Source organism: Bradyrhizobium sp. 2TAF24 (assembly GCF_052115025.1).
In the GTDB taxonomy this organism is placed as follows: domain Bacteria; phylum Pseudomonadota; class Alphaproteobacteria; order Rhizobiales; family Xanthobacteraceae; genus Bradyrhizobium_A.
In genome coordinates, this window is the sequence record NZ_JBFRFW010000014.1 from 43746 (window position 1) to 67057 (window position 23312).

The window sequence follows — 23312 nt, forward strand, 5'->3', positions numbered from 1 at the left end:
CCGCGCGCGGCTCAGGATGCGGCGCGGCGGTTCTCGCCGTGCAGGCGCTCGATCAGGCTCGCCGGGGTGTCCTTCGGCAGCAGCGTGACCAGCGTCACATCCGGAGCGATGCGGGATTCTTGGGTCACCCCCTGCATGGTGTGCTTGAGCACGCTGGCGAGCCGCCGTGCGATCATGTGCGCGGTGCGCAGGTCGGTCTCGGCGAACGCGATCACAACCGCGCCGTCGTCCTGCATCGTCGCGAAATCCATCCGCCGCATCAGCCGGCCGAGAATGCGTGCGGCATCAAAGCGAATGCGCTCCGGCGCGCCGCCGAACGTGATCCGGGCCGCCGACAGGCCACCGCCGCGTACCTGCGTCTCCTCGACGGCGCGGGAGAAATCCGTCGCGAACGCCGCGGGGGTCAGCAGTCCGGTGCGAGGATCGAGCAGACCGCCGACATCGAGGGATCTCAGCGCCCGTGTCAGCCGGGCATCGAAAGCGTGCTGACGGATCAGCGGCCCGGCGTTGGCCGCGACGTCCTCGGGGCGGCCTGAGACGACTTCCAGGTTGGGCAGCCCCGGCAGCGAAGCGAAGGCAGCCGCGGCCCCGGACAGGACAGCCGGCAGGTCGCGAAAGCGTGCATCTTCAGACAGCACCGTGAGAAAGGCGTCGATCACGCGGTGGCTGAAACCATCGCCGATGACCACGCCGTCGAGGTCGCGGCCATTGAGATGCTTGGCCGCAGCCTCGATGCTGAGCGCGCCGACGACGCCCATCTTTTCGCCGAGTGCGATGGACAGGGCTGGATAGGACGCGCCGCGGCCGATCAGCAGCACGGTGGCGTCGTCGAGAGGATCGCTGGTCGGCAGTTGCCGCTGCAAGGCAGGGTCGTCGCCGATCCGGCGCAGCACGGTGGCATGCAGGGTGCGGATCCGCAGGGCCGCGTTCAGGCGGGCATCAAGCCGGCCGGGCCGCTGATCGATGATCGACAGCGGCAGGGCGTTGGGCACGTCGGTCAGTGTCGCCGGATCGATGGCGATCAGGGGAACGTAGGGAGACAGTGCACCGACTTGTGCGGCGATCGCGGCGAGGCGGTGGTCGCGGCCGTCCAGCGCCAGCACAGCGGCGGGTCCGAGACGGACGATCGCCTCGGCGGCATCCTCCCAGGTCGTATCGATCAGCGGGAAGGTTTCGATATTCGCGAGCGCCTGCGACGAGGCCGTATCGCCGTCGGTGATGCAGAGGACAGGAGCTTGCTGGGACATCGTCTGGCGGGCGGCTGTCTGCGAAGGCGCCGCCGCGAACGCGACGCTCCACAACATTAGCCAAACGCCCTTAATGCGGCGTCAATGGAGACACCCAATGTCGAACGATTGTCGCGTCATGACGCCGCGGCTGTGCGGTCGCGGAAGGCTTCGACCATCAGCGGATTGAGGCCGAGCGCGCTCAGCGCTTCGCGGGCCCGCGCGTTGTCGTTGGCGCGGCCGGCGAGGCGATGGCCGCTCAGCCGGTCGGGAAGCGCCGTCAGCATCGCGCCTTGCGCCAGCCTCTTCGCCCATTCCTGCAGGTCGTTGGCGAGGAAACGGTAGCCGCCGACCGACATCAGCCCGGCGGGGGGCGCCGTGATGCAGAGAGCGCCGCTCGCCCGATCTCGCCGCGCCGCATATCCGGTGTCGACATAGTCGACGGCGATCGGCGGTGCCGGCGACAGCGCTGTGCGCGGGCCATCCGTCAGAGGCCGGTAGGCGGAAGCAGGTACCATCGGGCCGCGCAGAGCGAGCGTGCCGTGCGGCGTGAGGATGATCTCGCCGGCCATGGGGGTGGCCGGCTCGTTCCGTGACGCGCCATATGGGCCGGGCTGGATCGGCGTCGGCGCACCGTTGTCGCCACGGCGGGCGCCAAACAGGCCGATCTCGCCGAACAGGTAGACGTCGGTCAGCGTCGCCGACGTCTGCGTCCACTCGGGGCTGGAAGCGACCTGCTCCGGCGCGCGCCAGAGCCCGACGACATGCCGCAGGGCCGGCAGGCGCTCCAGCATGCCAGCCTCCTGCAGACGGCCAACCAACGGCCCCGGTGCGACCAGCGCGCCGCATTTTTCGTCGACCAGCTGCTGCTCCAGCACGGCGCTGTCGAACGGATGGTTCAGCGCCAGCGTACCGCCGCTCAGGAGCCAGGTCACCAGCGAGGCGGTCAGCCCGGCGAAGGACGATGGCTGCATCGTCGAGAGTATGGTCGCGCCCTGGGCGATGCCGCTCTCGAGAAACAGGGCGAGCCCGCCCGCGATCAGGTGGAGCTGGGTGCGCGGAATCGCCCGCGAGCCGTCCGGCGTGACATCGAAGGAAATGGCGGCCACGCGCCGGACGTCCTGGGTCGGGAAGCGCGGCGATGTGTCCGGCTGGCCGTCGAGCGGGGTCATGCCCTCCGGCAGGTTGATGCCGAAGCCGAACACATGGCGGATCGAGAACGCTTCCACCGCGGCGTTCATCGCCAGATCAGCGTGATTGACGCCATCGATCGTGCCCATGGTGACGACGGCACGGGCGCCGGTGCGATTCAGCGCGGCGGAAAGTTCGGCCTGGCGCCACAGCTGCGGCACCAGCGCAATGACGAGGCCCGCGCGCAGCGCCGCGAGCACGGTCAGCATGAACTCGACCGTGTTCGGCAGTTGCAGAGCGATCACCGAGCCGGCGGGCAGGCCGGAGTTGACGAACTGTGCGGCGAGCGAGGACACCGCGAGGTCAGCCTCCGCAAAGGTCAAGGCCGAGGGGGCTGTGCCCGTGATTCGCCGCTTGTCGGGCGGATCGATCAGGGCGGGAAGGCCGGGCTGGCGGGCGACCAGGCGGCGAAAAATGTCGTCCAGAGACGGCGAGGCAGTATTCGCCGCGGGTTGGCTGGTCCTGGGGGCGGTCCGGTCAGACACCTGAATGACTTCCAGAATTCGGGTCCGGTTGGCGTCGCGCAGGTCACTGTCCCGTCGCGGTTGGCTGCTGCCACCACGTCTCGGGCAGATACCCGCTCAGCGCATTCGTCTGCGGTTGTTGTATCCGATTCCATCGGGCGATCCATTGCCTGTCGGCATTGTAGAGCGGGATCGCGTAGAAGCCGGACATCAGCACCCGGTCGAGGGCGCGGACGGCGGCAACGAAGTCGGGGCGGGCGCGTGCCTCGAGCAGGGCGCCGATCATAGCGTCGATTGCCGGCTCCCTGGCGCCCATGTAGTTGCGGGTGCCCGGGTTGTCCGCCGCGGCGCTGCCCCAGTAGAAGCTCTGTTCGTTGCCGGGCGACAGCGACTGGTCCCAGCGGTTCTGGATCATGTCGAAGTCGTAGGCGAGCTTGCGCTGGTCGTACTGGACCGCGTCGACGACGCGCACCGTGATCGCGATGCCTGCCCGCCTGACGTCGCGGGCAAGCGCCAGCGCGATGCGCTCCTGTTCGCGCGTGGTGACCAGGAATTCAAAGCCGAACGGCGCTTTGTTCGCCTTGTTGCGCAGCGTGGTGCCGTCGAGCTCGTAACCGGCGTCATCGAGCAGCTTCAGCGCGGCGCGCAGGGTGTCGCGGTCCCGGCCCGAGGCGTCACTCATCGGCAGCCGCCAACTGCCGTCCAGGATCTCGGGCAGCACCGCCTGGCGATAGGGTGCCAGCAATGCGCGTTCACGGTCGTCGGCGGACCGGCCGTAGGCAGACAGTTCGGAGCCAGCGAAAAAGCCGCCGGCGCGTGCATAAAGGCCGAAGAAATAGTTGCGGTTGATCCATTCGAAATCGAACAGCAGCGTCAGCGCCTGGCGCACCCGGCGATCGCCGAACATGGGCCGGCGGGTGTTGAACACGAGGAATTCGGAGGGCTGGGGCAGTCCGGTGCGAAGCTCGGTGCGGACCACTTCGCCGCGGCGGGCGGCGGGAAAGTCGTAGCCCTCGTGCCAGCGCAGCGGATCGGTCTCGATGCGGAAGTCGTAGAGCCCGCGCTTGAAGGCCTCGAACGCGCCGTTGGCTTCGCGATAATAGTCGAGCCGCACCTCGTCGAAATTCCACAGCCCGCGGTTCACGGCGAGGTCGTTGCCCCAATAATCCTGAGCGCGCTTCAAGGTGACGCGGACGCCCGGGTTGACCTCTGTGACACGGTAGGGACCGGAGCCGAGCGGCGGAGCGAGCGTCGTGTCCTCGAAGCGCCCCGCGTCGACGGCGTGTTTGGGCAGCACCGGCATCAGCCCGAGAATGAGCGGCAGCTCGCGGTCGCCGGCGTCGCCGAAGTCGAACCGCACCGTGCGCAGGTCGAGCGCATCCGCGTGTACGACCTTGGCATAGTAGAGCCGGTGGTTGGGGCGGCCGTGGTCGCGCAGCAGCGCGAAGGAGAACAGCACGTCCTCGGCGAGCACCGGCCGGCCGTCGCTGAAGCGTGCTTTCGGATTGAGATGGAAGGTGACGAAACTGCGGGCGTCGTCGGTCTCGACGCGGTCAGCCAGCAGGCCGTACAAGGTGAAAGGCTCGTTCTGCCCGCGGGTCAGAAGGCTCTCGATCACGTAGCCGCGGATCTGCTGAACCGCGAGGCCCTTGACGATCAAGGGGTTGAGGCTGTCGAAGGTGCCGAGAACGCCGAAAGTCAGCCGGCCGCCCCTCGGCGCGGTCGGGTTGGCATAGGGCATATGGTCGACATCCGGCGGCAGGGCCGGGGTGCCGTGCATGGCGAGGCCGGAGGTGGCTGGCGCCGGTGCTGCCGCGGCGGCGAGGCCGAACAGGCCAAGACCGGACAACAAGCCAAGACCAGCCAAGCCAAGACCAGACAAGCCAAGACATGCCAGCAGGATCGCCGTTCGGCAGCCCTGGAGCAGGATCCTCCCGGTCCGCAGCAGTGCCCGTCCGAAACCTGCAATCGATTCGGTCATCCGCACGTCATTCTCCCCCATGCAGGTGTCGGATAAGACCTCATGATCTCGTCAAAAGTGACCGTCGGCATTGATCTTTTCGTCGGCGGATGTATGAAGGCGGGCGATTGAAGGCGGGCCGCCCGACCGGTCACGCTACTGCCTTATTTGCCGCAGAGACAGCCACCGATCGTGGGGGGTGGTGCTGGCATCTGCGGTTTCGATACCACGGTTCAGAAAGGGTCTTCCGCAATGAATTTTCGTCTCTTGGCCGTGCCGGTGAAGCCGCGCGGGCGGGTTTTGGCGGCAGTTGCCGTCGCGACATTGACCATTTCGACCGCATACGCCCAGCAGCCGGCTCCGGCGCCTGCCGCGCCCAAGGCGGCGCCGAAGGCTGCTGCACCCAAGGCCGCCCCGAAGGCTGCGCCGGCGGCTCCCGCCGCCCAGGCGCCCGCGGCCGCTCCGCAGGCCCAGCAGCAGGCGGAACAGCAGGTGCCCCAGCTGATCTACGCGCCGTGGACCAAGTTCTGCCTCAAGGGCCAGGACGCCAACGCCAAGCAGATCTGCTTCACCGGCAAGGACGGCCGCATCGAGTCCGGCCAGCCCGTGGTTGCCGCCGTGCTCATCGAGCCGGAAGGCGAGCCGAAGAAGATCCTGCGCGTGACGCTGCCGCTCGGGATGCAGCTCGTTCACGGCACCCGGGTGATCGTCGACGGCAATGCCCCGGCGCAGAGCCCCTACGTGATCTGCTTCGCCAACGGCTGCATGTCCGACTACGAAGCGTCTCCCGAAATGATCGCCAACTTGAAAAAGGGCCAGGTCCTGACGGTGCAGGCGATCAACGCGAACGGCGTGCCGCTGACGCTGCAGCTGCCGCTGCAGGAAACCGGCGGCGCCAGCTTCGCCAAGGCCTACGACGGTCCGCCGACCGACCCGAAGGTGTTCGAGGAGAACCAGAAGAAGCTGCAGGAAGAACTGCAGAAGCGCGCCAATGAGGCACGCCAGAAGCTCGAGCAGGCCGCGCCTGCCGCCAACGGCGCTGCGCCGGCCGCGCCGAAGTGATCCTCGGCTGACAGACCAGCAAAAGGGCGCGCAGCGATGCGCGCCCTTTTTGTTTCAGCTGTAATTTGACCGATGGCGCAGCGGAGTTGCGGTGTCCACCCGGCACGACGCCGGATGGCGTGCTCAGTTCAGCGACGGATTGCGCGGACGATAGCCGCCCGACTTGTCCTTCACGAAGATTTCAGAGACCTGCGAGTGCCGGACCGGCTCACCGGATTCGTCGGCAACGAGGTTCTGCTCTGAGACATAGGCGACGTATTCGGTTTCGGAATTCTCGGCCAGCAGATGGTAGAATGGCTGATCCTTGTGGGGGCGCACACCCTCCGGGATGGACAACCACCATTCTTCCGTGTTGTTGAATTCCGGATCGATGTCGAAGATCACCCCCCGGAACGAAAAGATCCGGTGGCGGACGATCTGGCCGATCTGGAACTTGGCGGTACGCGCTTTGATCATGTCTCGTCGATAGACCAGGATTGTGGCCGATGCTAGTGGCAAAACCGGTCTGCTGAGGCCGCTGAACCGCCCCCGAAATCATCCCTGATGTCCCCGCAAGAAGCGCCCAAGCGCCGGCTATCCTCATGATTGATATTCTGAATTTGGCCTTGCCGTACTTCGGCCTGATCTTCATCGGCTTCGCCTGCGGCAAGTTCCGGCGGCTCCCCGAGGCGGGGCTCGCCTGGATGAACTTCTTCCTGCTCTACGTTTCCCTGCCGGCCCTGTTTTTCCGGATCCTGGCCAAAACGCCGTTCGAGGAGCTCAACAACCTGCCGTTCGTGGTGGCGACCACCGCGGCGACCGCGCTCGCCTTCACCCTGTCGGTATTGATCGGCCGGCTGCTGGGGCGGCTGTCGCTGCGCGAGGCGACGCTCGCGGGCCTTGCCGGCGGCTATGGCAACATCGGCTACATGGGGCCTGGCCTTGCGCTGGCGACCCTGGGACCGAAGGCGGCGGCGCCTGTCGCGCTGATTTTCTGCTTCGACAACATCCTGTTGTTCTCGCTCGCGCCGCTGCTGATCGCGATCTCCGGCGGCAGGCAGCAGCGGCTGTGGCCGACCGTCGTGTCGGTCATCAAGCAGATCGTCTTCCATCCGCTGATCGTCGCCGCCTATTGCGGCACCATCGCCGCGGCGCTGCATTGGCACCCGCCGGCGGCGATCGACAACATGCTGCAGTTCCTGCAGGGCGCCGCGGCGCCGGTCGCGCTGTTCGCGCTTGGCGTCACCGTTGCGCTGCGGCCGTTCAGCCGGGTGCCCTGGGAGGTGCCGGGAATCATCCTGATCAAGCTGGTCGGGCACCCGCTGATCGTGTTCGGCCTGTTGTGCGCGGCCGGGCCGTTCGTGCCGGAATGGTCGGCGACCGCGATCCTGATGGCGTCGCTGCCGCCGGCGCTCAACGTCTTCGTCATCGCGCGGCAGTACGACGCCTGGATCGAGCCGGCCTCTGCCGCGGTGCTGCTCGGCACTTTCGTCTCGGTGGTGACGCTGACCAGTGTGATGTGGGCGCTGAAGACCGGGCAGATCGCGCTACCCTGAGCGAGGGGCGTTTAGCGCGAATCCGAACGCCAGGACGGCGCAAGGCCCTCGCGCATGGCGAGGCGGCGCAACGGCCCGACATGGCCGAGCAGGTGCATGCCGGCCGCGCGCAGCATGTGCAACGGCAACAGGTCGCTCAGCAGCGAACGGTTGGCGAGGTCGATCATGAAGGTGCGGCTGTTGACGTCGGCCCAGCGCGCGCGCTCGAAGCGGGACAGCACGGCCGGCGCGCCGGGATCGTCGTGCCGGGCAAGCGCCTCGCCGACGATCGCGGCAATGTCGGCGGCGTCGCGCAGGCCCATATTGAGCCCTTGCGCGCCGATCGGCGGCAGCACATGGGCGGCTTCGCCGACCAGTACGACGCGCTGCATGGCAAAACGCCTCGGCCGCTCGAAGGCCAGCGGAAAGGTGTTGCGGCCGCCTTCGATGCGCATCCGTCCGAGGATCGAATGGGCGCGCTGCTCTGCGGCGAACGCCAGGTCATTGTCGCCGAGCTGCTTGAGCCGCTCGGCCTCCGCCGGCGAAGTCACCCAGACCACGCTGGAGCGTGCGCCCGGCAGCGGCACGAACACGCACGGCCCGTTCACGGTGTGGAACTCGGTCGAGGCGTCGTGATGCGGACGGGTGTGGGCGACGTTGAAGGTGAGGGCAGTCTGCGCCAGAGCGCGCCGGCTGACGTCGATGCCCGCAGCTTCACGGCTGATCGAATGGCGGCCTTCGGCGCCGACCACGAGGCGCGCCGTCAGAGTCCGGCCCTGGCGGGTACCGATGTGAATCGCGTCATCCTGCGGCGTGACGGTGTGGGCCTCGTCGTCGAACCGGGTGAGGTTCGAAAGCTCCGCGGCGCGCGCCTCCAGCGCCGCGACCAGAATGCGATTTTCGATATTGTAGCCGAACGCGTCGCGGCCGATCTCGTCGCTGGTGAAACGCACTTCGGGGGCGCGGATCAGGCGGCCGGTGTCGTCGATCAGCCGCATCACCCGCAACGGCGCAGCGCTGTCCCTGCAACGCGGCCAGACCTCGAGCGTATCCAGGAGGTCGATCGACTGCCCGAGCAGTGCCGTGGTCCGGTTGTCGGTATAGGGAATACGCCGGGCGAGCAAGGCCGTGGCGGCGCCGGCCAGGGCCAGCGCGATCGCAGCCACGAGGCCGGCGGGACCGCCGCCGATCACGGCGACGTCGAACGGATGGTGCGGACTTGGCGCGTCGTTCATGGACGCTGGATATAAGCGCCACCGAAAGGTCCTGCAATCGGCTTTCGCAGACCGCGGCCGTATGACGATCGCGCGACGCATCGCCGCAATGCGGCCTGTGCAAATCAGCGCAATTCCTGATAATTCATGACGACCCATGACCCAGCCGGACCCATACCAGGCGCCGATCGGTACCCCCGCGACCCGCCGGCGGGCGTTCGGGGTGCATGTCCTCACTGCGCTCGGCGCCGGGCTTGCGCTGCTGGCGCTGCTCGAGGCGGTGCGCGAGCACTGGGCGGCGATGTTCGGCTGGCTGGGGGCTGCATTGGTGGTTGATGCCGCGGATGGGCCGCTGGCGCGCCGGCTCGACGTGGTGCGTCAGCTGCCCGACTGGTCGGGGGAGACGCTCGACCTGGTGGTCGATTTCGTCACCTACGTGTTCGTGCCGGCCTATGCCATCATGGCGAGCGGGCTGCTGCTGCCGATGGCTGCGCCGCTGCTCGGCGCCGCCATCGCCGTCACGGGGGCGCTTTACTTCGCTGACCGTCGGATGAAGACCGACGACAATCATTTCCGCGGCTTCCCCACGCTGTGGAATGTCGCCGCCTTCTATCTCTTCCTGCTGAGGCCGGGGCCGATCAGCGCCAGCCTGCTGGTCCTTGCGCTGCTGGTTTTGACCTTTGTGCCGTTCAACGTCATGCATCCGGTGCGCGTCACGCGGCTGCGGTCGCTCAATCTGGTATTGGTCGCGCTGTGGGGCATCCTTGCGCTGATGACGGTCGTGCAGGATTTTCAGGTGCCGGTCATGGTGCGCGTCGGCCTCTGTGTGATCGCTTTCTACGTTCTGTGCAGCGACATTATCATCCGGATCGTGGTGAACAGGTGAATGCATGATGCAACTTCTGGCCAGCCCTGAAGCATGGGCCGCGCTGGTGACGCTCACCGCGCTCGAGATCATTCTCGGCATCGACAACGTGATCTTCATCTCGGTGCTGGTATCGCGCATTCCGGAGCACCAGGCCAAGCGCGCACGGCAGCTCGGCCTCGCCCTGGCGCTGGTGTTTCGCATCGCACTGCTGTCGATCCTGGTCTGGCTGATCGGTCTGACTGCACCGGTTTTCACTGCGTTCGGCCAGGCGTTTTCCTGGCGCGACATCATCCTGATCGGCGGCGGCGCCTTCCTGATCGCCAAGGCCACCCACGAAATTCACGGCGAGGTCGAAGCCCGCGATGGCGAGGGCGGCGCGACGCCGGCCAATGCCTTCTTCTGGGTGATCGTCCAGATCATTGTCATCGACATGGTGTTCTCGCTGGATTCGATCATCACCGCGATCGGCATGGCGCAGGACCTCACCATCATGATCGCGGCGGTGATCATCGCCTGCGTGGTGATGTATGTCTCCTCGGGGCCGATTGCCGGATTCGTCGCACGGCATCCGACCACCAAGATGCTGGCGCTGGCGTTCCTGGTGCTGATCGGCATGGCGCTGGTGGCGGACGGATTCCAGTTTCACATTCCGCGCGGCTACATCTACTTCGCGATCACCTTTGCGCTCGCGGTGGAGGCCTTCAACATCATGGCGCGCCGCAACCGGGAGCGGCCGCGGCCAGACAAGGATACCCGCTGACCGGGTTGCTCCATCCTGTTCCGCCGCCTAATGTCGCGCGGAGGAATGGGAGTTGACGATGACCAAGGCTGTGCGTGTCCATCAGGTCGGCGGACCAGAGGTGCTGACCTATGAGGACGTCGATGTGCCGCCGCCCGGCAACGGCGAGGTGAGAATCCGGCAGCACGCCATCGGGTTGAATTTCATCGACACCTACTACCGCACCGGCTTGTACAAGGCGCCGGCGCTGCCGTTCATCGCCGGCAACGAGGCCTCGGGTGAGGTCGTGGCGGTCGGCTCCGGGGTGACCAATTTCCATCCGGGCGACCGCGTCGCCTATTACACCAATCTGGGCAGCTATACGACGGAGCGGAACATCGTCGCCGACAGGCTGGTCAAGCTGCCGGACGCCATCACCCACGAGCAGGCCGCAGTGCTGATGCTGAAGGGGATGACGGTGTACTATCTGCTGCACAAGACCTTTCGGATCGAGCCGGGGCACCGCGTGCTGATCCACGCCGCTGCCGGCGGCATCGGGCTGTTGGCCAGCCAGTGGGCCAAGGCGCTCGGCGCCAACGTGATCGGCACCGTCGGCTCGCAGGAAAAGGCCGAGCTCGCGCTCGCCAATGGCTGCGATCATGTCATCCTCTACAATGAGGAGGATTTTGTCGCACGGGTGAAGCAGATCAGCCGCGGCGAACTCTGTGACGTCGTCTATGACGGTGTCGGCAAGGCGACGTTCCCGGGCTCGCTGTCGTGCCTCAAGCCGCGCGGCATGTTCGTCAGCTTCGGAAATGCGTCGGGCCCGGTGCCGCCGTTCTCTCTGCTGGAGCTCAATAACCACGGCTCGCTGTTCGCGACGCGGCCCAAGCTCAACGACTATGTCGGCACCCGCCGTGAACTGCTCGAAGCCGCAGACACCATGTTCGCCGCAGTGCTCAACGGCAAGCTGCACGTGCCGATCCATCACGCCTATGCGCTGAAGGATGCGCAGAAGGCGCATCGCGATCTCGAGAGCCGGGCAACCGTCGGCGCATCGGTGCTGCGCCCGTAGGCGCGGACTGGCGGCGGCCACGAGGCCGCCGCCATGCACTCCTCAGTCAGCTCACACAGCGCGCAGCGCCGCTCCGGCGCAGGATTGAATCCAGCGCCGCGATCACCTGCGTGATCTCGTCGCGACTGACGTTGAGGGCCGGCATGAATCGCAGCGCGTCCGGTTGCGGCGCGTTGAGCAGGAGGCCCTCGTCAAGCGCCTGGGCGACGATCGCGGCGCCGATTGGCCGCTTGAGGTCGAGCGCCAGCAGCAGGCCCTGGCCGCGGACGTCGCCGAGCCCGTGCCGGGCGGAAATCCGCTGCAGCTCGCTTGCGAGGTACTGGCCGTTGTCGCGGACCGTCTTGAGGAAGGCCGGTTGCCGCACCTGCTCGACGATCGCGGCCCCCGCCGCGCACATCAGCGGATTGCCGTTGAACGTCCCACCCTGGTCGCCATGGGCGAAGCACGACGCTTCGCGGGTGGCGAGCAGGGCGGCGAGCGGCACGCCCCCGCCGATACCCTTGCCGAGCGTCATGATGTCCGGCGTGACGCCGACGCCCTGATGGTGAAACAGGTGTCCGGTGCGGCCGACGCCGGTCTGGATCTCGTCGAAGATCAGCAGCAGGCCGCGCGCCATGGTCAGCTCCCGCAGTTCGTGGAGGAAGGCGTCGGTCGCGGGCCATACGCCGGCTTCGCCCTGGATCGGCTCCAGCATCACGGCGACAGTGTTGTCGGTGATCAGCCGTTCGACCGATGCAAGATCGTTGAGCGTCGCCTTGGGAAAGCCCGGCACCTTCGGTTCGAACAGCGGCTCGAATGCCTTCTTGCCGCAGGCCGACATGGTGGCGAGGGTGCGGCCGTGGAAGGCGCCCGCGAAGGTGATGATCTCATGGGCGCCGCCACGGTGCAGCGTGCCGTACTTGCGCGCGAGCTTGATCGCGCCCTCATTAGCCTCCGCGCCGGAGTTGGCGAAGAACACCTGGTCGAAGCCGCTGCTCTCCACCAGCAGCTGCGCGAGCCTCAGGCTCGGGGCGTTGTAGAACGCCGGGCTCGGCGTCAGCAGTTTCCTCGCCTGGGCCGCGAGGGCGTCGGCGAGGGCAGGCGGCGAATGACCCAGGCTGTTCACGGCCCAGCCCTGCACGAAGTCGAGGTAGCGGCGTCCGCTGTCGTCCCACAGCCAGCCGCCTTCGCCGCGCACGAACACCACGGGCGGGCGGGCAGTGATGTCCATCAGCGTGTCGAACGGATGGATCGCAGCGGTCATGGCAGGCTCCTGTGGTTGGGGAACGTGGGCAGTGGAAACGGGGGCTGAAATGCAAGAAGGCCGCGCTTTGCGGGCGCGGCCTTCTCGAAAACGGTGCTGACCTGGTGCTTCAGCTCTGTCGTCGGACTCGGCGCGACCCATCATCGTCGAACGAGCGACGACGGCGGTCTGCGCGGCGGATGGTCCGGGTTGAAATCATGGGGCGCGCTCGTACAGCCGAACGGCCCCCTTTGTCAAGACGCCTTAAAAGCCGGCGACGGTGCCGTGCAGGTCATAGGCGTCGGCGCGCTCGATCCTGGCAGTGACGATGTCGCCGACCTTGAGCGGGCGGCGGCTCGACAGATAGACGCTGCCATCGATTTCCGGCGCGTCGGCCTTGGAGCGGCCTCTGACGACGCTCGGGCCGACCTCGTCGATGATGATCTGCTGGCGGGTGCCGACCTTGCGCTTGAGGCGCCGCGCCGAGATCTTCTGCTGACGCGCCATCAGCGCGTTCCATCGCTTGGCCTTGATCTCGTCGGGGACGGGATTGTCGAGCGCGTTCGAGGTCGCGCCCGCCACAGGCTCGTACTTGAAGCAGCCGACGCGGTCGATCTCCGCCTCGTCCAGCCAGTCCAGCAGGTAGGCGAAGTCGGCATCGGTCTCGCCGGGGAAGCCGACGATGAAGGTCGAGCGCAGCGTCAGGTCGGGGCACTGCTCGCGCCACGCCTTGATGCGCCCCAGCGTCTTGTCCTGGGCCGCCGGCCGCCGCATCTGCTTCAGCACGTCTGGGCTCGCGTGCTGGAAGGGGATGTCGAGATAGGGCAGCACCTTGCCCTCGGTCATCAGGCCGATGACCTCGTCGACATGCGGGTAGGGGTAGACATATTGCAGCCGTACCCAGGCGCCGAGCTCGCCGAGTTCGCGGGCGAGGTCGTAGAAGCGCGCGCGGACCTCGCGGTCCTTCCACGGCGCGGCGGCGTATTTCAGGTCGACGCCGTAGGCCGAGGTATCCTGCGACACCACCAGCAGCTCCTTGACGCCGGCGTTGACCAGCCGCTCGGCCTCGCGCAGCACGTCGTCGGCGGTGCGCGAGACGAGGTCGCCGCGCAGCTTGGGTATGATGCAGAAGGTGCAGCGGTTGTTGCAGCCTTCGGAAATCTTCAGATAGGCGTAGTGCCGCGGCGTCAGCTTGATGCCCTGCGGCGGCACGAGGTCGAGATGCGGGTTGTGCAGCGGCGGGATCGCCCGATGCACGGCGTCCAGCACGCTCTCGTACTGCTGTGGCCCGGTGATCGACAGCACGCCCGGATAGGCCTGCTCGATCTGCTCGGGCTCGGCGCCCATGCAGCCGGTGACAATGACCTTGCCGTTCTCGGCCATGGCCTCGCCGATGGCGCCGAGCGACTCCTGCTTGGCGCTGTCGAGGAAGCCGCAGGTGTTGACGATGACAAGGTCGGCGCCGTCATGCTTGCGCGCGAGCTCGTAGCCCTCGGCGCGCAGCCGCGTGATGATGCGCTCGGAGTCCACCAGCGCCTTGGGGCAGCCGAGGGACACGAAACTGACTTTCGGCGCGACGCCCTTGTCCATGCTTCTCCATCCAGTTAGAAGCGACAGGAGCTAGCCTTGATCCCCGCCAATTTCAAGGCCGGCGGGCCCGATCGCGTGCCGGCGCGGCCGGAACCAGCCCAGGCCCAGCGTTGCGCCTGTTTTGCGAGGCAGATCACCGGGATGGCCCGGTTTGGACCGTGATCTGGTTTTGGCGGTGAAGTGAGCGTTGGATGCCGGCGGAAACCTCCCTCAAGATCGTCATCGTGGACGAGAGCCCGATCCGGGCCGCCATCCTGCTGGAGGGGCTGCGCGAGGCCGGTTTTACCGCGGTCGAGCATATCAGCGAGATGCACAACCTGCTGGCACGGATCTATGCGCTCGATCCGGACGTCATCCTGATCGACCTCGAGAACCCGAGCCGTGACGTGCTGGAGCAGATGTTCCAGGTCAGCCGTGCCGTGCGCCGTCCCATTGCGATGTTCGTCGACCAGAGCGATTCCGCCTCGATCGAGGCCTCGGTCGACGCCGGGGTGTCGGCGTACATCGTTGACGGGCTGAAGAAGGAGCGGATCAAGCCGGTGCTGGATCTCTGCGTCTCGCGGTTCAATGCCTTCGCCCGCCTGCAGGCCGAGCTCGAACGCACCAAGTCGGCGCTCGAGGAGCGCAAGGTGATCGACCGCGCCAAAGGGCTTCTGATGAAGATCAAGGGCCTGACCGAGGACGAAGCCTACGTCCTGATGCGCTCCACCGCGATGCGCGAGAAGAAGAAGATCGCCGACATCGCGCAGTCGATCATCACCGCCGCGGAGATGTTGAAATGACCGGCAAGCCGCTGCGCGTAGGATTCATTCCGTTGGTCGACGCTGCCGCGCTGATCGTCGCCGTCGACAAGGGATTTGCCGCCGGGCAGGGGCTCGATGTCACGCTGGTTCGGGAGGTGTCCTGGTCCAACGTGCGCGACAAGCTCAACATCGGCCTGTTCGATGCGGCGCATCTGCTGGCGCCGGTGGCCATCGCCTCCAGCCTCGGCATCGGCCACGTCAAGGTGCCGATCGCAGCGCCGTTCACCCTCGGCGTGAATGGCAATGCGATCACCGTGTCACCGGCGTTGCATGCCGCGATCATGGATCGTCTTGAGGGCGATCCCGTGGACCCGATGGCGACAGCGCAGGCGCTCGCCCGCGTCGTCGCGGCGCGGCGGGAGCAGGGGCGGGATCCGCTGACGTTCGGCATGACCTTCCCGTTCTCGACCCACAACTACCAATTGCGGTTCTGGATGGCCGCCGGCGGTGTCGATCCGGATGAGGACGTCCGCCTGGTGGTGCTGCCGCCGCCCTACATGGTCGAGAGCCTGGCAAGCGGCCACGTCGACGCTTTCTGCGTCGGGGCCCCGTGGAATTCCGTGGCGGTGGACATGGGGATCGGCCACATCCTGCATTTCGTCTCGGACATCCTGGTGCGGGGGGCGGAAAAGGTGCTGGCGGTGCGCCAGCGCTGGGCCGACGACAACCCGCAGACGCTGGCGGCGCTGGTGCGCGCCTGCGAGCGGGCGGCCGCCTTCATCGAGGCGGAGGAAAACCGCGCCGAGGTGGCAGCGATCCTCGCCGAGCCCGAGCGGATCGGCGTCGCGGCCGAGGTGATCCAGCGCACCCTCGATGGGCGCCTGAAGGTGTCGCCCGATGGCGTGATACGGCAGAGCAGCCGCTATCTGCTGGTCGGACGGGAGGCCGCGGCGCGGCCCGATCCGGTGCAGGCCGCCTGGCTCTATGCCCAGATGGTGCGCTGGGGGCAAACCGCGATGTCAGCGGAGGCGCTGCGCACCGCCGAGGCGGTGTTTAGGCCCGATCTCTACGATGCGGCGACCGGCTTTGAGGGATCCCCGCCATTGCCGGTGGTTGACGGTATCGGCGCCTTTGCCGGTCCGGCGTTTGACCCGGCCGATATCGCCGGGCATCTCGCCTCGTTTGCAATCCGCCGTCATCCGTACTCCTGAAGCAGGTGCCACTCCGGCGCCTGCCCATTTGTTGCGCGCTGCACAAAAAGTCGTCGTTCTGCAACCCCGAACGCCGGCCGCTTGCTCGGCAGGCGTGACTTTGTTTCGTTAAATCGAAATTTTTCAATGGCTTAGGAACTCCGTCCGGCTGGCACGGAGTTTGAATATCCGTTGTCTGGCTGAGACGAAGGCCGACGGTCCGTGGAAGGACCATGCAGCAATGCCGCTGTCTGGAAGAGGTCGCGCGCCGCGATTTCAGCCAGGGGGCGGCATTTGTCGTTTGGGCGGATCGACCGGCCGGGAATGCCACACCGGACAAGGGATGACGGACACGATGACGACATCAATCAAACAGGGATCGACCGGCGGCCGGATCAGCCGGCGCAGGCTGCTGAAAGCCGGAGCAGGCTCGGCGGCGCTGCTGGCCTCGCTGCGGCTGAACTTTCCCGGCGGCGCCTTCGCACAAGGCGCCGGCCCCGAGGTGAAGGGCGCCAAGCTCGGCTTCATCGCGCTGACCGACGCGTCGCCGCTGTTCGTCGCCAAGGAGAAGGGCATCTTCGCCAAATACGGCATGCCTGACGTCGAGGTGTTGAAGCAGGCGTCGTGGGGCACCACGCGCGACAACCTCGTGCTGGGATCGGAGGGCAACGGCATCGATGGCGCCCACATCCTGACGCCGATGCCGTATCTGATCTCGTCGGGCAAGGTGACGCAGAACAACGTGCCGACGCCCATGTACATCCTCGCCCGTCTCAACCTCAACGGTCAGTGCATCTCGGTCGCCAAGGAGTACGCCGACCTCAAGGTTGGCGTCGATGCCGCCCCCTTCAAGGCCGCCTTGGAGAAGAAGAAAGCCTCCGGCAAGTCGGTCAAGGCGGCGATGACATTCCCCGGCGGCACCCACGACCTGTGGATCCGCTACTGGCTCGCCGCCGGTGGCATCGATCCCGACAAGGACATCGAGACCATCGTGGTGCCGCCGCCGCAGATGGTGGCGAACATGAAGGTCGGCACCATGGATTGCTTCTGTGTGTGCGAGCCTTGGAATTTGCAGCTCGTTCATCAGGACATCGGCTACACCGCGCTGACCACCGGCGAGCTCTGGAACAAGCATCCCGAAAAGTCCTTCGCGTTGCGGGCCTCGTTCGTCGACAAATATCCGAAGGCCGCGAAGGCACTGCTGATGGCGGTGATGGAGGCGCAGCAGTGGTGCGAGAAGCCGGAGAACCGCGGCGAAGTGGCGGCGATCTGCGCCAAGCGCCAGTGGATCAACTGCCCGGTCGAGGATGTCACCGATCGCGTCAAGGGCAGGTTCGACTACGGTACCGGGCGTGTTGTCGAGGACAGCCCGCATGTCATGCGGTTCTGGGCCGACAACGCCTCCTATCCCTACCAGAGCCATGATCTCTGGTTCCTCACCGAGGATATCCGCTGGGGCAAGTACGAGGCGACCTACGACACCAGGGCGCTGATCGCCAAGGTCAACCGCGAGGACCTGTGGCGCGAGGCGGCCAAGGATCTCGGCGTCGCCGCTGGCGACATTCCGGCATCGACCTCGCGCGGCAAGGAGACGCTGTTCGACGGCAAGGTGTTCGATCCGGCCGATCCGTCCGCCTACCTGAAGTCGCTCGCCATCAAGCGCGTCGACGTCTGATCCCGTGCGGGCCGCCCGCACGGCGGCCCGGTTTCTCTTTGCACCTGGAGATTCTGGAATGACCATGCCTGCGCTCAAGACCGAGCCCGCCGCGGAGATTCCGGCAACGGCGGCGCCGATTTTGACCCTGTCGCCGAAACGGCCGCCGCTGCGCGAGCGCGCCGCGAAGCTCGCCCGTGCCGTATCGGTGCGGGTGATCCCGCCGCTGATCGTGATCGCGCTGTTCCTGGTGGTGTGGGAGCTGCTCTGCCGCAAGGCCGGTGCCACACTGCCGCCGCCGTCACGGGTGCTGCGCGACACCAGCGAACTGATCCTCCATCCGTTCTTCGACAATGGCGGCATCGACAAGGGGCTGTTCTGGCATCTCTCCGCCAGCCTGCAGCGTGTCGCGCTCGGTTATTCGCTCGCGGCGGTCGTCGGTGTCGCGCTCGGCGCCCTGGTCGGCCAGTCGGTATGGGCGATGCGCGGCCTCGATCCGATCTTCCAGGTGCTGCGCACCATCCCGCCGCTGGCCTGGTTGCCGCTGTCGCTGGCCGCGTTCCGTGACGGCCAGCCGTCGGCGATCTTCGTGATCTTCATCACCTCGATCTGGCCGATCATCATCAATACCGCGGTCGGCATTCGCAACATCCCGCAGGACTACCGCAATGTCGCTGCGGTGGTGCAGCTCAACCCGATCGAGTTCTTCACCAAGATCATGATCCCGTCGGCGGCGCCCTACATCTTCACCGGGCTGCGGATCGGCATCGGTCTGTCGTGGCTCGCGATCGTAGCGGCCGAGATGCTGATCGGCGGGGTTGGCATCGGCTTCTTCATCTGGGATGCGTGGAATTCATCGCACATCAGCGAGATCATCCTCGCGCTGTTCTATGTCGGCATCATCGGCTTCGTGCTTGACCGCATCATCGCGCTGATCGGAACTGCCGTGACCCACGGCACCGCCACCAACTGAGGGCTTTGTCATGCACGCCTATCTCAAGCTCGATCACATCGACAAGATCTTCAGCCGTGGCCAGACCACGACCGAGGTGCTCAGGGATATCAACCTGACCATCAACGAGGGGGAGTATGTCTCCATCATCGGTCACTCCGGCTGCGGCAAGTCGACGTTGCTCAACATTGTTGCGGGGCTGACGCCGGCAACCCACGGCGGGGTGCTGCTGGAGAACCGCGAAGTCAACGCGCCGGGGCCCGATCGTGCGGTCGTGTTCCAGAACCACAGCCTGCTGCCCTGGCTCACGGTCTACGACAACGTCCGTCTCGGCGTCGACAAGGTGTTCAGGCGGAGCAAGAGCCGCAGCGAACGCGACGCCTGGACCATGCACAATCTCAACCTCGTGCAGATGGCCCACGCGAAGGACAAGCGGCCCGGTGAAATCTCCGGCGGCATGAAGCAGCGTGTCGGTATTGCCCGCGCGCTCGCCATGGAGCCGAAGGTTCTGCTGCTGGACGAGCCGTTCGGCGCACTCGACGCGCTGACGCGTGCGCATCTGCAGGATTCGGTGATGGCGCTGCACCAGAAGCTCAACAACACGGTGATGATGATCACCCATGACGTCGACGAGGCCGTGTTGCTGTCCGACCGGATCGTGATGATGACCAACGGTCCCAGCGCCCGCATCGGCGAGGTGCTGGACGTGCCGCTGCCGCATCCGCGCAAGCGGCTCGAACTCGCCTCCAACCCGATCTACCTGAAATGCCGTCAGCGGGTGCTTGAGTTCCTCTACGAGCGGCATCGCTTCGTGGAGGCGGCGTGATCGACATCCCCGCTCAGTTCGGCGCGCGTCGATTGTTGGGGCCGTCGCCGTGAGCCGGACGGGGAGGGGTTGCAACAATTTGCTGAAAAGTGCGGGTTCTGGAACCGGAGTGATGAAATGGAGCGGACGTGAGGTGGCCGTCGGGCAGAATCTTCGTCTAGATCACTGGTCTAGAGGGCAAGATTTTCGTTTTTTCCGGCGCCGCCTTGCGCCGTCGCGGGCGAAGCACTGAATATGGCACATGATCATCCGCCGGAGATCAGGTTCCATGCGCGCATTGTTGTCCGAGGCCCGTCTGCATTCCTACGCCCGTTCGGTGTCGCCGAAGGCCGGCGATCGCGTGCATACCATGGCATTCTATGGCGCGTTGACGGTGATCGCGTTCATCGTGTTCGGCACGCTGTCCTATCATCCCTTCTAGGGGCTGTTCTTCGCGCGCGAACGGGTGCGACTCAGCCGAAACGATGGCTGAACGGAGCGACCGCGATACCTGCCGCATCCAGCGCCTGACGAATGCGTTGGGCGATCGTGACGGCGCCGGGCGTGTCGCCATGGATGCAGACCGTGTCGACGTCCACCTTAATGGTCTTCCCTGATGCCGCGACAATGGCGCGGTCCTGGACCATGCGCACGACGCGCGCCGCGATGACCTCCGGGTCATGCAGCACGGCGCCCGGCTTGCTGCGTACCATCAGCGTCGCATCATCTTCATAGGCGCGGTCGGCGAACACCTCGCTGACCGTGCGCAGGCCGGCGGCCTCGCCCGCACGCGCCAGCGCCGAGCTCGGCAGCACCACGAAGATCAGGTGGCGGTCCACAGCCTTGATGGCTGAGGCGATCGCGCGGGCGGTCGTGTCGTCGACGCAGCCGACGTTCGACAGGGCGCCGTGGGCCTTGACATGGCTGACCACATGACCGGCCAGCGCGGCTACCGCCTGCAGGGCGCCGACCTGGTAGGCGACCAGCGTCTCGATCTCGGAGGTCGTGAGGCCGGGCACCGGGCGACGGCCGAAACCATGCAGGTCGCGATAGCCGGGATGGGCACCGATGCTCACGCCCCTGGCCTTCGCGAGCCGTGCCGTCTTCAGCATGATGTCGGAGTCGCCGCCATGGAAGCCGCAGGCGACATTGGCGCTGGTGGCAAGGCCGAGCATCGCCTCGTCGTTGCCCATGGACCAGGCGCCGAAGCCCTCGCCGAGATCACAATTCAGGTCGATGCTCATGTCAGGCTCATGTCGGGGTGAGGGCGGGGTCGGTGCCCGTGGCGCGGGTGCTCCCGCCGAAATTCAGGGGCAGAACCGGTTGACGCCCGGCCGCCCTCCGGCGCAATGATATCAGGCCATTCGTCAGGGAGCCTATCGCTTTATGCCGCTCACGCCGCAGTCCGTCGAGATTTTGAAGACCATCTCCACCGCCACCATCACAACCGTCCTTCTGAAGAAGGGCCTGCGGAATGTGTGGCTGCGCGGCACGAAACCGCTGCGGCCGAACCAGCCCCGGCTGGTGGGCCCGGCTTTCACCCTGCGGTTCGTACCGGCCCGGGAGGACCTCGCCACCCCGGAGTCGTGGTCGGCGCCGATCTCGACCCGCACCGCCATCGAAGCCATGCCGGAAGGCTGCATCGCGGTTGTCGACGCGATGGGCGTGACCGATGCCGGCATCTTCGGGGACATTCTGTGCGCACGCATGGTGAAGCGGAATGTTGCGGCACTGGTGACCGATGGGGTGATGCGCGACCTCGCGGGCGTTCTCGGCACCGGCCTGCCGGTGTGGTGCAACGGCGCCGCGGCGCCGCCCTCGGTGGCCGGCCTCACCTTCGTCAACTGGGGCGAGCCGATCGCCTGTGGCGGCGTGGCGGTGTTTCCGGACGACATCATCGTTGTCGATCAGGACGGTGCGGTGCTGATTCCGCAGGCGCTGCTTGATCACGTCCTGGCGGAAGGGCCCGAGCAGGAGCGCATGGAGGCGTGGATCGTCAACGAGGTGAACAATGGCGCGGTGTTGCCCGGTCTCTATCCGATGAATGCCGAGACCAAGGCGCGTTATGCCGCGAGCAAGAAGCCGGGCTGACCTGCCGAACTGACTTTGCCGGACTGACTTGGCCAGACTGACTTGGCCAGACTGACTTGGCAGCATCCAACGACATCGCAAACAGGTAAGACGACCATGGACATTCATCCCGCAGGCTCGCGCCCCTCGGTACGGCCGCCCAAGGACTACTTCACCGGCACCGTGTGGCAGGATCCGGTGATCGCGACACCGGCGCCGGCACATCTGGTGGCGGCCCGCGTCTCGTTCGAACCGGGCGCCCGCACTGCCTGGCACACCCACCCGCTCGGGCAGACGCTCTATGTGATCTCCGGCGTTGGCCTTGTGCAATCCAAGGGCGGCCCGATCCGGGAAATCCGTCCCGGCGACACGGTCTGGATTCCGCCCCATGAAAAGCACTGGCACGGCGCCAGTCCAACCAACGGCATGGTTCACCTGGCGATGCAGGAATCGCTCGACGGCAGCCATGTGACCTGGATGGAGCATGTCACGGATGCGGAATATCGCGGCGAAGCTGCGGGCTAGGTTCAACCTGTCAAACTTCGTCCGAAACCGGACGTTCGCTCACGTCGCGGCCGGAGTCAGGGTGCGTGCGATTCTGATGGCGACCGGGGGCATGACGGCGGCGGTCGCCGCGCACGCGGAGCCGGTGCCGTTCTCCTGTACCGTTCTGCCCGACGGCGTGTCGGCGAGCGTGATGCTGACCAATTCGCTCGGCCACGACGCTTCCTGCCTCGCGACCTGCCAGTTCTCGACGGCAAAATATGATGTCCGACCGCAGATCACCTGCACCAAAACCGTTCCGGCCGGGAAGGAAGTGCAGATGTGCATCCTGACATCGACGGGTGAAAAGCTGCTGGCGTTGATCGACGGCCATGGCGACTGCGTCAGGTAGGCGACACAGCCGCCGGAGCGTGATCGTGTCGGTGGTGCGCGTCACCGTAATTGTCAAAGGCTGGTCTGGCATGCCATAATTGTGCGTCGTCATTCTTGTTGTTCGGGGGGACAAGAGAATGCTTCGCCATCATTTTGCGCATTTCGATCATGTCCTGGCTGCCATCGAGCGTTTCGAGCTGACTCGGACGCCGTCGACGCTCGTCGACTGCATCAGAGCCGCGGCGGCGGTTTATGGCTACGAGATGTTCGTCATTGCGGCGGCGCCGAGTGCGGCGCGGTCGGAATTCGATCAGTTGGTGCTGCTGCGCCATTGGCCCGAGGACTGGTTTCGCCGGTACGTGCACGAACGGCTGCTGCCGCATGACCCGATCGCGGCTCAGACGCGTGAGCAGTACGGAGCTTTTGCCTGGCGTGATGTCTCGTGGTCGTCCGACACTCTGCAGACCACGCGGCTGATGGAGATCGCATCGCGCGACTACGGCATGCGGCAGGGGTACTGTGTGCCGATCTACGGCATCTATGGTTATGAGGGGGCGGTGTCGTTCGCGGGACGCGAAGTCGATGGCGCGCCGTCCGCCAATGCCGCCATGGAGCTGCTTGCGCTCTATGCGATGAACCAGCTGATGCGGCTGCGCAGCGAGGAAAAGGCCGCGCAGGCGGTTTTGTCGGCGCGCGAGCGCGAGGTGCTGACCTGGGCCGCGATCGGCAAGACGGCCTGGGATACTGGCTGCATCCTGTCGATCTCCACAGACACCGTGAACAAGCACATGGCTTCCGCGATGCGCAAGCTGAAGGCCTATACCAAGACCCAGGCGGTCGCCGAATCGCTGCGCCGGGGCGAGATCCAGCTCTAAAAGCCAGCCCTGATATCCGCTCCGGTGCGGCAAGCGTCGCGTT

Annotated in this window: 23 protein-coding genes; 15 read left to right on the forward strand and 8 right to left on the reverse strand. The window is 66.2% G+C overall.

Annotated features, from left to right (window positions below; translation table 11 throughout):
• Positions 1-11: 11 nt before the first annotated feature.
• The 3 genes from AB4Z37_RS21910 to AB4Z37_RS21920 form a co-directional block, all read right to left on the reverse strand.
• Positions 12-1247 (reverse strand): GGDEF domain-containing protein, encoded by a 1236-nt coding sequence (locus AB4Z37_RS21910; protein ID WP_441518858.1) that lies wholly within the window; start codon positions 1245-1247, stop codon positions 12-14.
• A 116-nt stretch (positions 1248-1363) separates the two neighbouring features.
• Positions 1364-2902 carry an AMP-binding protein gene (locus tag AB4Z37_RS21915; protein ID WP_441518859.1) on the reverse strand — a complete coding sequence of 513 codons (1539 nt, stop codon included), beginning with the start codon at positions 2900-2902 and terminating at the stop codon, positions 1364-1366.
• 43 nt (positions 2903-2945) lie between these two features.
• Positions 2946-4862: an extracellular solute-binding protein gene (locus tag AB4Z37_RS21920; protein WP_441518860.1), complete on the reverse strand. Its 1917-nt coding sequence runs from the start codon at positions 4860-4862 to the stop codon at positions 2946-2948.
• A gap of 231 nt (positions 4863-5093) precedes the next feature.
• Here AB4Z37_RS21920 and AB4Z37_RS21925 point away from each other — a divergent pair, with 231 nt between their 5' ends.
• Positions 5094-5903 (forward strand): invasion associated locus B family protein, encoded by an 810-nt coding sequence (locus AB4Z37_RS21925; protein ID WP_441518861.1) that lies wholly within the window; start codon positions 5094-5096, stop codon positions 5901-5903.
• A gap of 123 nt (positions 5904-6026) precedes the next feature.
• Here AB4Z37_RS21925 and hspQ read toward each other — a convergent pair whose 3' ends face one another.
• Complete coding sequence (hspQ, locus tag AB4Z37_RS21930; RefSeq protein ID WP_441518862.1) at positions 6027-6359, reverse strand: heat shock protein HspQ; 333 nt, start codon at positions 6357-6359, stop codon at positions 6027-6029.
• A gap of 125 nt (positions 6360-6484) precedes the next feature.
• Between hspQ and AB4Z37_RS21935 the strand changes: the two genes are divergently transcribed.
• The gene (locus AB4Z37_RS21935) at positions 6485-7438 is read left to right on the forward strand and encodes an AEC family transporter (protein WP_441518863.1); all 954 of its coding nucleotides are present in this window, start codon (positions 6485-6487) and stop codon (positions 7436-7438) included.
• A gap of 11 nt (positions 7439-7449) precedes the next feature.
• Here AB4Z37_RS21935 and AB4Z37_RS21940 read toward each other — a convergent pair whose 3' ends face one another.
• Complete coding sequence (locus tag AB4Z37_RS21940; RefSeq protein WP_441518864.1) at positions 7450-8652, reverse strand: UbiH/UbiF family hydroxylase; 1203 nt, start codon at positions 8650-8652, stop codon at positions 7450-7452.
• A gap of 136 nt (positions 8653-8788) precedes the next feature.
• On the opposite strand from AB4Z37_RS21940, the gene pcsA reads away from it, so the two are divergent.
• The 3 genes from pcsA to AB4Z37_RS21955 are packed head-to-tail and all read left to right on the forward strand — an operon-like array spanning position 8789 to position 11292.
• Positions 8789-9517 (forward strand): phosphatidylcholine synthase, encoded by a 729-nt coding sequence (pcsA, locus tag AB4Z37_RS21945; RefSeq protein ID WP_441518865.1) that lies wholly within the window; start codon positions 8789-8791, stop codon positions 9515-9517.
• A 4-nt stretch (positions 9518-9521) separates the two neighbouring features.
• Positions 9522-10259 carry a TerC family protein gene (locus tag AB4Z37_RS21950; RefSeq protein WP_441518866.1) on the forward strand — a complete coding sequence of 246 codons (738 nt, stop codon included), beginning with the start codon at positions 9522-9524 and terminating at the stop codon, positions 10257-10259.
• Between the two features lie 58 nt (positions 10260-10317).
• Positions 10318-11292 (forward strand): quinone oxidoreductase family protein, encoded by a 975-nt coding sequence (locus tag AB4Z37_RS21955; protein ID WP_441518867.1) that lies wholly within the window; start codon positions 10318-10320, stop codon positions 11290-11292.
• A gap of 46 nt (positions 11293-11338) precedes the next feature.
• On the opposite strand, the gene AB4Z37_RS21960 is transcribed toward AB4Z37_RS21955, so the two are convergent.
• Positions 11339-12535, reverse strand: coding sequence for an acetylornithine transaminase (locus AB4Z37_RS21960; protein ID WP_441518868.1), 1197 nt, complete (start codon positions 12533-12535; stop codon positions 11339-11341).
• 243 nt (positions 12536-12778) lie between these two features.
• Positions 12779-14104 (reverse strand): 30S ribosomal protein S12 methylthiotransferase RimO, encoded by a 1326-nt coding sequence (rimO, locus tag AB4Z37_RS21965; RefSeq protein WP_441518869.1) that lies wholly within the window; start codon positions 14102-14104, stop codon positions 12779-12781.
• 191 nt (positions 14105-14295) lie between these two features.
• On the opposite strand from rimO, the gene AB4Z37_RS21970 reads away from it, so the two are divergent.
• From AB4Z37_RS21970 to AB4Z37_RS21995, 6 genes are all read left to right on the forward strand, one after another.
• On the forward strand, positions 14296-14886 hold the full coding sequence (locus AB4Z37_RS21970) for an ANTAR domain-containing response regulator (RefSeq protein ID WP_441518870.1): 591 nt from the start codon (positions 14296-14298) through the stop codon (positions 14884-14886).
• Positions 14883-16058, forward strand: a complete 1176-nt coding sequence (locus AB4Z37_RS21975; protein ID WP_441518871.1) for a CmpA/NrtA family ABC transporter substrate-binding protein — start codon at positions 14883-14885, stop codon at positions 16056-16058. Before AB4Z37_RS21970 ends, AB4Z37_RS21975 begins: the two co-directional genes overlap by 4 nt.
• 334 nt (positions 16059-16392) lie before the next feature.
• On the forward strand, positions 16393-17712 hold the full coding sequence (locus AB4Z37_RS21980) for a CmpA/NrtA family ABC transporter substrate-binding protein (RefSeq protein WP_441518872.1): 1320 nt from the start codon (positions 16393-16395) through the stop codon (positions 17710-17712).
• A 58-nt stretch (positions 17713-17770) separates the two neighbouring features.
• Positions 17771-18664 (forward strand): nitrate ABC transporter permease, encoded by an 894-nt coding sequence (ntrB, locus tag AB4Z37_RS21985; protein ID WP_441518873.1) that lies wholly within the window; start codon positions 17771-17773, stop codon positions 18662-18664.
• A 10-nt stretch (positions 18665-18674) separates the two neighbouring features.
• Positions 18675-19469, forward strand: a complete 795-nt coding sequence (locus AB4Z37_RS21990; RefSeq protein WP_441518874.1) for an ABC transporter ATP-binding protein — start codon at positions 18675-18677, stop codon at positions 19467-19469.
• Positions 19470-19737: 268 nt separating this feature from the next.
• On the forward strand, positions 19738-19890 hold the full coding sequence (locus AB4Z37_RS21995) for a hypothetical protein (RefSeq protein WP_441518875.1): 153 nt from the start codon (positions 19738-19740) through the stop codon (positions 19888-19890).
• Positions 19891-19921: 31 nt separating this feature from the next.
• Here the strand turns inward: AB4Z37_RS21995 and AB4Z37_RS22000 are convergent, their stop codons facing one another.
• A complete protein-coding gene (locus AB4Z37_RS22000) occupies positions 19922-20692 on the reverse strand; it encodes a LamB/YcsF family protein (protein WP_441518876.1) in 771 nt (256 codons plus the stop codon).
• Positions 20693-20834: 142 nt separating this feature from the next.
• On the opposite strand from AB4Z37_RS22000, the gene AB4Z37_RS22005 reads away from it, so the two are divergent.
• The 4 genes from AB4Z37_RS22005 to AB4Z37_RS22020 all read left to right on the forward strand — a co-directional run bounded on the left by AB4Z37_RS22005 (position 20835) and on the right by AB4Z37_RS22020 (position 23269).
• Entirely contained in the window at positions 20835-21539 is a 705-nt protein-coding gene (locus tag AB4Z37_RS22005; protein WP_441518877.1) for a ribonuclease activity regulator RraA, read from the forward strand.
• A 96-nt stretch (positions 21540-21635) separates the two neighbouring features.
• On the forward strand, positions 21636-22043 hold the full coding sequence (locus AB4Z37_RS22010; RefSeq protein ID WP_441518878.1) for a (R)-mandelonitrile lyase: 408 nt from the start codon (positions 21636-21638) through the stop codon (positions 22041-22043).
• Positions 22012-22413, forward strand: a complete 402-nt coding sequence (locus AB4Z37_RS22015; RefSeq protein WP_441518879.1) for a hypothetical protein — start codon at positions 22012-22014, stop codon at positions 22411-22413. Before AB4Z37_RS22010 ends, AB4Z37_RS22015 begins: the two co-directional genes overlap by 32 nt.
• 118 nt (positions 22414-22531) lie before the next feature.
• Positions 22532-23269 carry a helix-turn-helix transcriptional regulator gene (locus tag AB4Z37_RS22020; RefSeq protein WP_441518880.1) on the forward strand — a complete coding sequence of 246 codons (738 nt, stop codon included), beginning with the start codon at positions 22532-22534 and terminating at the stop codon, positions 23267-23269.
• Positions 23270-23312 lie beyond the last annotated feature (43 nt).